The sequence below is a fragment of the Roseateles sp. P5_B10 genome (assembly GCF_056400485.1).
In genome coordinates, this window is the sequence record NZ_JBFULE010000138.1 from 1 (window position 1) to 9,958 (window position 9,958).

General features: G+C 66.7%; 8 protein-coding genes. 7 read left to right on the plus strand and 1 reads right to left on the minus strand.

The window, feature by feature from the left end; all coding sequences use genetic code 11:
- Positions 1-53: 53 nt before the first annotated feature.
- The 7 genes from AC1DU6_RS11500 (at position 54) to AC1DU6_RS11530 (ending at position 8,663) form a co-directional block, all read left to right on the plus strand.
- Positions 54-1,214, plus strand: a complete 1,161-nt coding sequence (locus tag AC1DU6_RS11500) for a hypothetical protein (protein WP_477857292.1) — start codon at positions 54-56, stop codon at positions 1,212-1,214.
- Positions 1,215-1,421: 207 nt separating this feature from the next.
- Positions 1,422-2,345: a hypothetical protein gene (locus AC1DU6_RS11505; RefSeq protein ID WP_477857294.1), complete on the plus strand. Its 924-nt coding sequence runs from the start codon at positions 1,422-1,424 to the stop codon at positions 2,343-2,345.
- 15 nt (positions 2,346-2,360) lie between these two features.
- Positions 2,361-2,816 carry a hypothetical protein gene (locus tag AC1DU6_RS11510; RefSeq protein WP_056197069.1) on the plus strand — a complete coding sequence of 152 codons (456 nt, stop codon included), beginning with the start codon at positions 2,361-2,363 and terminating at the stop codon, positions 2,814-2,816.
- Between the two features lie 375 nt (positions 2,817-3,191).
- Positions 3,192-5,258 (plus strand): glycoside hydrolase family 2 protein, encoded by a 2,067-nt coding sequence (locus AC1DU6_RS11515; RefSeq protein ID WP_477857297.1) that lies wholly within the window; start codon positions 3,192-3,194, stop codon positions 5,256-5,258.
- A gap of 26 nt (positions 5,259-5,284) precedes the next feature.
- Positions 5,285-6,859, plus strand: a complete 1,575-nt coding sequence (locus tag AC1DU6_RS11520) for a GH39 family glycosyl hydrolase (protein ID WP_477857299.1) — start codon at positions 5,285-5,287, stop codon at positions 6,857-6,859.
- Complete coding sequence (locus tag AC1DU6_RS11525; RefSeq protein ID WP_457322504.1) at positions 6,856-7,728, plus strand: CE1 family esterase; 873 nt, start codon at positions 6,856-6,858, stop codon at positions 7,726-7,728. Before AC1DU6_RS11520 ends, AC1DU6_RS11525 begins: the two co-directional genes overlap by 4 nt.
- Positions 7,729-7,748: 20 nt before the next feature.
- Positions 7,749-8,663 (plus strand): ThuA domain-containing protein, encoded by a 915-nt coding sequence (locus AC1DU6_RS11530; protein WP_457322502.1) that lies wholly within the window; start codon positions 7,749-7,751, stop codon positions 8,661-8,663.
- Positions 8,664-8,847: 184 nt separating this feature from the next.
- On the opposite strand, the gene AC1DU6_RS11535 is transcribed toward AC1DU6_RS11530, so the two are convergent.
- Positions 8,848-9,958 (minus strand): NAD-dependent succinate-semialdehyde dehydrogenase (locus AC1DU6_RS11535; protein WP_477857302.1); only part of this gene is annotated, 1,111 nt, incomplete at its 5' end.

The window sequence follows — 9,958 nt, forward strand, 5'->3', positions numbered from 1 at the left end:
ACGAACAGCTGGGCGGCCGCGCGGAGGCTACATCGGACGGGATCAACGAGACCTTGAAGGGCATCGTCGAGCCCTGGAAGCCGCAGTTGCGCGAGCTGGCGCCCAATTGGGCCAGAGGCTGGGTCGAGGCCTTCTGCGAGCAGCCGTTCGGGATGCTGGTCGTCATCGCGATGGTGGGGGGCCTGTTCCAGGTCAGCAACTTCCTTCGGCAGCGCGTTCATGACCGTGCCTGGTTTGCCTGGCATGCTGACCGGCGCGAGGACTACGTGACCTGGGTCCGCGACTCGGCGAAGAACTCCACCCTCAAGGCGGCGGCGCTCCTGGGCGTCGTGGTGGTGGTGGTCCTTGCATACACCAAGTGGCAAACATGGGCCGATGTCAGCCCGGTTCTGAAGCTGCTGGTTGTAGCCCTGCTGGCGGTCCTGCTCTGGCGGGTGCGCGTCCAGCGGCGGATCGAGAAGGTCATCGACGGCCACGTGCCCAGCACGCCCACGCTGAAGGTGGCCCGGGTGTTGCGCAACAACCCGTTCCTGATTGGCGCGGCCTGGCTGATTTCCCGGGGCATCGTGCCGCTGATCTTTGCGTTGGCGCTGCTGTACCTGATCGTGGGCGGCGTCAGCCACTTCGTCGCGCGCAGCGCGGACTCGGCGGGAGCGTTCTGCACGCCTTCAAAATCTTTACGGGACGTCGGCGACAGTCCCCTTGCTCCTAAGGCGCGTTTCGACACGAGCGAGGTCTGCTGGGCCACGGGCCTTTCCGTCAAGGCGGACCAGTCGTATGAAATCGAGCTGGACACCGGCGCCAGCCCGCCTTGGTACGACAAGGGCGTCGAGGCCAGCGTGGCGGGGCTGAAGGCACGGGGCTGGCCGCACAACCTCTTTGCGCTCATCAAGCGCTCATGGGATGTCGACTACTTTGTTCCCATGATTCGCATCGGCCAGCGCGGCAACGTCGAGCCGGCCTTGAAGATGCAGCCTATTGAAAAGGGCTCTGGCAAGGCGAAGCTGACGTTCACGGCGTCGCGCGACGGTGAGCTGTTCCTGTACCTCAGCGACGCCATCGTGCCGGTCCCCTACATTGCCAACTGGTTCTACAGCAACAACTGCGGCTCGGCGGCCGTGACCGTGGGGCCTTCGCCGTCCGCCTCGGCCGCGAGCACCGCCGAGGCCACCCCGCCGGCGCCGGCTGGCGAAAACTGTCCGCGCAGGCATTGAGCGTGCGATGCCCGGACCGCGTGCCGGCATCGCGCTCCGACGTGCAGCGGCGTCCATTCACCTGTTGCGGCGCGTCGAGCTTGCCGCCTTCTGGTGCATGAGTTTGCCTCGGGGGAATTTGTTGGCGGCCTCATTAACTTTTGGGATGAGCCTTCCCCCAGCGCCGCCGATCATTCACAGGCCTACAGGCTCAAAGGGGAGTGAGACATGAGCGTGCCATTGCGTGCGATTGCGGCCTTGGCCGTCCTGGCGTTGGCAGGCTGCGCCAACTACAAGGCGATCACCAACTTCGCCGGTGAGACCACGAAGATGACGGGTGCCGTTCGACAGGAGATTCAGCAGGTCGCCAAGCTGTGCAATGACGCGGCGGACGTGCGCGTCTTGCTGTCGGAATCAACGCCAACGGGCGATGTAGAAGGTGCCAAGGCGCTCAAGAAGAGCTGTGGGTTGACGGGTGACGCCACCGTTGCGTTCCAGGAGGTCACTGTCGACACCTTGGAGCTCTACGCCAAGACCCTGCTAGCGATGGTTGACGACAAGCAGTTCGAGGTTCGCAGTTCCATTCAGGGAACGGCCAAGAAGTTGAGCGCACTCAAGGACAAGGACGGCGCTTCGATCGTCAATCCAAAGAAGGTCACCGCTGTCGCCAGCGTGTTGTCGCTGCTCGCTGATGTCCTTGTGAAGGCCGAGCGAGAGGACGGCATCCGGCGGCTGGTGGCCGCAGGGCCGGACCTCGTGGCCAACGCGCGCGTCTTGCGAAGCTTTTTTGTCGACGAGGCCCAGCAGTCCAACTACGACGGCTGGCTGACCACGACCGCGCGCGTGACGCGGGGCAGCGAGATCAGTGTGGGCATGGGGAAACCCATGGCCGTAGCGGAGCCCATCCGAACAGCGGAACTGCGCCGGCAGATCGGGGTGACTTCGAAGGCGATCGACTCCCGCCTGGCCAAGGCGGGCAAAGCCGGCGATGTGCCCACCAAGATCGTCGCCGCCATCGACGCCTGGATTGTCTCTGTGCCGGTGTTTCAGCAAGAGGCGCTCAAGTCGGACCCGCGTGCGCTGCTGAACCAGTTGGACGACTTCCGGACCAAGACACTTGAGGCTCGGGATGCCATCGAGGCGGGCYTTTAAGCACAGGAACAGAGCATGAGCACCGAAGCGAACAATGAATCCACAGGCACTTCCGGGCCTGAGCAGCAACTCATCGCGGTAGCCCAGGTCGGGGATCAGCTTGACGAAGCCTCGCTGGCCTCGTTGAGAACGTTCCTGAACGACCAGCTTGATGCGCTCAATGAGGATTTGAAGAAGGCGACCGCGCAGGAGGTCATCGACGCCGTCCTGGCGACACAAGACCGCCTTGCAGCGAAAGCTACCGCTCTCACCGGCTTGAGCATCCTCTTGCAAGCAGGTGAAGCGAAGATTTCAGCTGAGCACATCAAGTCGGCGGTCGACGCGGCACAGCAGGTGATTGCCAAGGTCAAGAGCGTCAAGGCCAAGCTCGCCAAGATTGGCGCCGTCATCGACTTCGCTGCAGCGGTGCTGACGGGCAACGGCAAGACGATCGTGGAAGGTGCGGAGACCTTGAAGGAAGCGCTTAAATAAGTGGAGTAGTCGCTGCGAGGGACCGAGTGCGTCGATTTCTTGGCGCCTTTGTGGGAGGTAGCGCAGGATGAAGCCATTGCTGCGAGCACTTGGGCCGCAGTGCTTGGCGCTGCTATTTGGCAAGCTGAAGTTCCCCATGGGCGCCGCACGCCATTGATTTTACATAATGCACATTGTCGCCAAACCAGGTGGTTGACGCGGTGTTGCGATAGAGCGCTTTCGAATTGGGTTCCTACACTTCCGGTACTTGCTGTTGTGTTCATGCTCCTGATGCTCCCATCAAAAACTTATGTCCTCGTTGATGACCAACTTCTTCCACGCGTCAGCAAAGGTGCGCTTCCAGGGTCAGCCCGACCGGCCCTTGCAGAGAACCTCATGACGAAGTCTCGAAGAATTCGGCACGCCCTGTTGGGGCGGGCAATGCAGCAGTTGTCACTGGCCTTGGCGGTGATGTTGACAGCCATGCCCGTGATGGCGCAGCGTCAACAGCTTCTGCTTGATGGGCCTTGGCGCTTCCAGGCTGGAGACGCCAAGGCGGCGGCCGAGCCGGATGATTCCACCTGGGCGCGGGTCGTCTTGCCGCACAGCTTCAATGCCGTCGACGGCGAAGCGGGCGGCGCCTACTACCGCGGCGCCGCCTGGTACCGGCGCGTCCTGGAGCGCCCGGCCGCAGCCGCGGGCCGGCGCCAGTTCCTGGAGTTTGACGCCGCCACGATGGCCGCCGAGGTCTGGGTCAATGGCCAGCGCGCCGGCCGCCACGACGGCGGCTATGYGCGCTTTCGCTTCGACATCACGAACCTGCTCCGCCCCGGCCGCAACCTGCTTGCCGTGCGCGTAGACAACGGCGCGCTGCCGCAGGTGGCGCCGCTGGGCGGCGACTTCACCGTCTTCGGCGGCCTGGTACGGCCGGTGCGCCTCATTGAAACCGACGACGCTCACATCGAGCTGCTCGACCATGGCGGCCCTGGCGTCCAGGTCGACACCGAGGCCCTGACCTCCGCGGCCGCACAGCTGAAGGTGCGGGTGCAGCTGCGCAACGACGCCGCCCTGCCCGCCCGGCGCCTGCTGCGCCTGACACTGCGCGACGCCGCGGGCCGCACCGTGCTGCAGCAGAGCCAGGCAGTGGAGCTGCCGGCCGGCGCAGCCGACGCCGCAAGCGTGCAGCTGAACGTAGCCAAGCCGCACCTGTGGCAAGGCGTGTTCGACCCTTACCTCTACCGTCTGAGCGCCGAACTGCTCCAGGGGACCACTGTGCGCGACGCCGTGCAGCTGCCGCTGGGCCTGCGCCAGGTCGCCGTCGACCCGCAGCGCGGCTTCCTGCTCAACGGCAAGCCCTACCCGCTGCATGGCGTCAACTACTTCCACCCCGGCCGCCCCGGCCACGGCGTGGCGGTGGGCGATGCCGAGGTCGACGAGGACCTGCGCATCCTGATGGAGCTCGGCGTCACCGGGCTGCGGCTGGTGCACTACCAGCACCCACCGCGCGTCTACGAACGCGCCGACGAACTCGGCCTGGTGCTGTGGACCGAGATCCCGCTCAACGCGGCGATGAGCGAGGCGCCGGCCTTCCGCGACAACCTGTTCCAGCAGCTGCGCGAGCTGGTGCGCCAGAACCGCCACCACGCGTCGGTGGCCGTCTGGGGCGTGGGCAACGAGGTCTACCGTTCTGACGACGCCATCCGCAAYCTGCTCGGCGAGCTGCACCGCCTGGCCAAGCAGGAAGACCCGGCACGCCTGACGACCTATGCGCACTGCTGCGCGCCGGACGACCATCCCATGGCGCTGCAGACCGACCTGGCCTCCTACAACCGCTATTGGGGTTGGTACGACGGCGAGTTCACCGACATCGGCCCCTGGGCGGATCGCCTGCACGAGAAGCTGCCGACCAAGCCCATCGGCCTGGGCGAATACGGCGCCGGCGCCAGCGTGCTGCAGCAGGAAGACCCGCCGAAAAGGCCGCAGCCGGGCGCGCGCTGGCACCCCGAGCAGTACCAGGCCCTCTTCCACGAGGCCTATGCCCGCCAGCTCTCGGCGCGCCCCTTCCTGTGGGGTCATTTCGTCTGGCTGGGCTTTGACCATGCCTCGGCAGGCCGCAACGAAGGCGACGCCCCCGGCGTCAACGACAAGGGCCTCGTCACCTACGACCGGCGCTTCCGCAAGGACGCCTTCCTGCTCTGGCAGGCCTGGTGGCAGCGGGAGCCCGTGCTGCATCTGGCCAACCGCCGAGCCAGCCCGCGGCCCGCGGGCACCGTGGCCGTGAAGGCCTACAGCAACGGCCGCCAGGCCAGCCTGGAAGTCAATGGCAAGCCGATGGACACCGTGCCCGTCGTCGACCGCATCGCCGCCTGGCCCGCGGTGCCATTGGCGCCGGGCCGCACCACCCTGCGCGTGCGCGATGAGCGCGGCGCCACCGACAGCATCGAATGGGACATCCAACCTTGAACGCCATCCCGCGCCGCCCCACCCTCATGATCAAACGCCTGACTTCCCTCTCTGCCGCCGTGCTGGCGCTGAGCCTGTGCGCCCAGGCGGGCGCCGCCGGCCCGGCCGAACGCAAGGTCGACCTCGACATCGCTGCCGCGAAGGCGCCAGTCGATCGCTTCTTCGATCTGGCGGTCGGCTCCGACTATGTCGGCACCACGGGTCGCCCGGAGAACCTCGCACAGCTGAAGACCGCTGTCGATGAACTGGGCTTTCGCTCCGTGCGCTTCCACGACGTCTTCCACGACGTCTACGGCACCGTGAAGAAGGAAGGCGACAAGCTGGTGTTTGACTGGACCGGCATCGACCGCCTGTACGACGCCCTGCTGGCGCGCGGCATCAAGCCTTTCATCGAACTGGGCTTCTCGCCCAAGGTGATGACGACCTCCAATCTCACCATCTTCCATTGGAAGGGCAACACCTCGCACCCGCAGCCGGGGCCCTGGGCCGAGCTGATCGATGCATTCGCGCGCCATCTGATCCAGCGCTACGGCGCCGAAGAAGTGCGCAAGTGGCCGTTCGAGGTCTGGAACGAACCCAACCTGGACGGCTTCTGGGAGAAGGCCGACCAGAAGGCCTACTTCGAGCTCTACGCCAACACGGCGCGCACCCTCAAGAAGGTCGACCCGGCGCTGAAGGTGGGCGGCCCGTCCACTGCCGGCGCGGCCTGGGTGCCCGAGCTGCTGGCCTATGCCAAGCAGCAAGGCGTGCCGGTGGACTTCGTCACCACCCACACCTACGGCGTGACCGAGGGCTTCCTCGACGAATACGGCCAATCCGACCGCATCCTGGCCCCCGACGCCAACTCCATCATTGGCGACGTGMGCCGCAACCGCAGCGAGATCGAGGCCTCGGCCTTCCCCGGCATCCCGCTGTACATCACGGAGTGGAGCACCAGCTACAACCCGCGCGACAAGGTGCATGACAGCTACATCAGCGCACCGTGGATCCTGACCAAGCTGCGCGGCACGCGCGGCTACGCGCAGGCGATGAGCTACTGGACCTACAGCGACCTGTTCGAGGAGCCGGGCCCGCCGGACCGCGCCTTCCATGGCGGCTTCGGCCTGATGACGCGCGACAGCGTGCGCAAGCCGGCGTGGTTCGCCTACAAATACCTCAACGCCTTGCGCGGCAAGGAGGTGCCCAGCAAGGACGACAAGGTGCTGGCTGCCGTGGATGGCGGCAAGGCCGCCGTGGTGGTCTGGGACTGGCAGCATCCCGACCAGAAGAAGAACAGCAACGGCGTCTTCTTCGGCAAGCCGGTGCCCAACGGCCCAGCACCCGCCGTCACGCTGAACCTGCGCAACGTCAGCGCCGGCAACTACCGCGTGCTGGTGCGCCGCACCGGCCACAAGGTCAACGACGCCTACACCGCCTACCTCGAAATGGGTGCTCCCAAGGACCTGAGCGCCGAACAGCTGGCCCAGCTGCAAAGCCTCACCGAGGACCAGCCCGAGGCGGACCGCATCGTCAAGGTCGGCAAGGACGGCAAGCTGCAGTGGAAGCTGACCATGCGCAGCAACGACATCGCGCTGGTGACGGTGGAGCCCGTCAAGCCATGAGACGGCTGCATTCGACGGTGGCGCGGCGAGTGCTGGGCGCCATACTGCTCCTCTGCGCGCTCGCCGCCTGCGGCGGTGGCTCGGCGTCCGAGAGTTCCTCGACGCCAACGCCCACGCCACCACCCCCGGCACCAGTCGCCACCGGCAGCGCCGGCTGCGGCATCACGGCCAAGTTCAGCACCGGCCTCCAGTCGATCACGTCGGACAACGTCCAGCGCAGCTACTGGATCGAGATGCCGGCCGGCTACGACCGCAACAAGACCTATCCCGTCGTCATCGGCCTGCACTGGCGCGGCGGCAGCGCCAACGATGTCTATACCTGGGGCGGTTTCTTCGGACTGAAGCCGCTGTACGGCGACAACGCCATCTTCATCGCCCCGCAAGGCCTGGATGCCGGCTGGGCCAACGACGGCGACCGCGACATCCGCTTCATGCGCAGCATGATCAGCCAGGTCCAGCAAGGCGTGTGCACCGACCCGCAACGGGTGTTCGCCACCGGCTTCAGCTTCGGCGGCATGATGTCCAACGCCATCGGCTGCCAGATGGGTGACGTGGTGCGAGCCATCGCCCCGCTGTCCGGCTCGCTGTGGAGTGGATGCGGCAGCTCGGCGCATCGCGTCGCCGCCATCTTCGACCACGCCATGGATGACAACGTCGTGCCCTACTCTGCCGGCGAGGATGCCCGCAACACCTTCCTGGCCCGCAACAGCTGTAGCGCCACGACCAAGCCCATCGGCAACAACGGCTGCGTGGAGTACCAGGGCTGCAGTGCGGGCAAGCCGGTCGTCTGGTGCGGCCACGCGGCCGGCGGGCATTGGCCGCCCGGCTTCTCGGCAGCCGAGACCAAGGCCTTCTTCGACCGCTTCTAGCGCGGCCATCGGGTGCATCCATGGGACGTGACCGCAGGACCTTCCTGTTCACCGCACTGGCCTTGGCAGCGGCCGGCCTGCGACTGCTGGCGCGCGCCGCCGAAGCCCCGCGCATCCGGCTGCTCATCATCGAGGGCATCAGCAACCACGACTGGCCGCGCCGGCTGGCACTGGTGCGCGAGATCCTCGCCCGCGATGGCGCGTTCGAGGTGAACGTCTCCATCACGCCACCGGATGCAAGCGACCCCGCCGCCTGGTCGCGCTGGCGGCCCGACTTCACGCGCTACGACGTGGTGCTGTCGGGCTACAACAACCTCGGCGGCAAGCCGGGCTGGCCGGCCGAAGTGCAGCGCGCCTTCGAGGCCTTCGTGCGCGGCGGTGGTGGCTTCTACGTCTACCACGAGGCGAACAATGCCTTCGCCGAGTGGCCCCAGTACAACGAGATGATCGGCCTGGGCTGGCGCGACAAGCACTTCGGCTCGGCGCTGCTGGTGCGCGAGGACGAGACACTGCAGACCGTGCCCGCCGGTGATGGCGACGACACCTGGCACGGCGATCGCACCGACACGCTCGTGCACCAACGCGGCCAGCACCCCATCCACGCCGGACTGCCGCGCAGCTGGCGGGCCGCCGACATGGAGGTCTACCGCTACGCCCGCGGCCCGGCCCGCAACGTCGACGTGATCGCCTATGCACACGACGGCGTGGACGGCCGGCAGTTCCCCGTCGAATGGACCGTGAGGTACGGCCGGGGCCGCGTCTTCGTGTCCGCCTACGGGCATGTCTGGTTCAGCCAGGGCGCATCGCCGGGCATGCGCTGCGCCGCCTTCCAGACCGTCATGCCGCGTGCATTGAAATGGCTGGCGGGGCGCGATCCCGAGGCCCGGCTGCCGGCCGACTTCCCTGGAACGGACACCATCTCGCTGCGACCCTGACGGCGGGTACCCGTCCTGGACTACGTCCGCGTCGGCAAAGCCGTCGAGTTCATCGTCGAACACCGGCGTTTGGCAAACCTTCCTGCGGCGTTCGAGCAAAGACGCACCACGTTGATCTTTGCGGCCAGTGCCGGCGTCACCGGACACAGCATTTGAAAGGCGGCCTTGCAGAAAAGGTATGACCTCAAAGCTGCCCCTGGCACACGTATTTCAGGTGCATGTAGTCGTCCAGGCCGTGCACCGAGCCCTCGCGSCCATAGCCTGASTCCTTGACGCCGCCGAACGGTGCCGCCTCGGCAGCTAGCGCGCCTTCGTTGACGCCCACCAGGCCGGTCTGCAGGGCCTCCGCCATGCGCCAGATGCGCCGCACGTCGGTGGCATAGAAATAGCCCGCCAGACCGAAGGGTGTGTCGTTCGCCGCGCGGATCACATCGGCTTCGGTCTCGAAGCGCGTGATGGCCACCAGCGGTCCGAAGGTTTCCTCGCAGGCGCAGGCCATGCCGCCGTCGGCGCCGACCAGCAGCGTCGGCGCGAAGTAGTTCGGTCCGAGGGCCGGCAGCCGCGCGCCGCCGACCAGCGTGGCCGCACCGCGCTCAACGGCGTCTTGCACATGGCGCTCGATCTTGTCGACGGCCCTCGCGTTGATCATCGGCCCGATCTGTGAGGCCGGGTCGCTGGCCGGGCCGACCTTGAGCGCCGAGATGCGAGCGGCCAGCTTCTCGACGAAGGCGTCGTGCACGGGCGATTGCACGAACACCCGGTTCGGGCTCACGCAGGTCTGCCCGCCGTTGCGGAACTTGGCCACCATCAGGCCCTCGACGGCGGCATCGAGGTCGGCGTCCTCGAAGACGATGAAAGGCGCGTTGCCACCCAGTTCCAGCGACAGCCGTTTGAGCGTGTCGGCGGCGCGACGCGCCAGATGCTTGCCCACTGGTGTGGAGCCGGTGAATGTGATCTTGCGCACGCGCGGGTCGTCGAGCCAGACATCGACGACCTCGGGCGTGCGTTCACGCGAAGCTGTCACGATGTTCAGCACCCCCGCGGGGACGCCTGCCTCCTCGGCCAGCTTGACCAGCGCCAGCGAGGTCAGTGGCGTGTCCTCGGCCGGCTTGCAGACCACGGTGCAACCGGCGGCCAGCGCAGGGGCGATCTTGCGCGCGATCATCGCCGCAGGGAAATTCCAGGGCGTGATCGCGGCGACCACGCCGACCGGTTCCTTCAGCGCGAACATGCGCCGGCCGGGCACCGACGCGGGGATCACGTCGCCGTTGGCACGCGTGGCTTCGGCAGCGAAC

Coding starts and splice junctions, on each gene's coding strand:
- AC1DU6_RS11510 (WP_056197069.1), top strand. CDS start 2,361: ATGAGCACCGAAGCGAACAATGAATCCACAGGCACTTCCGGGCCTGAG.
- AC1DU6_RS11525 (WP_457322504.1), top strand. CDS start 6,856: ATGAGACGGCTGCATTCGACGGTGGCGCGGCGAGTGCTGGGCGCCATA.
- AC1DU6_RS11530 (WP_457322502.1), top strand. CDS start 7,749: ATGGGACGTGACCGCAGGACCTTCCTGTTCACCGCACTGGCCTTGGCA.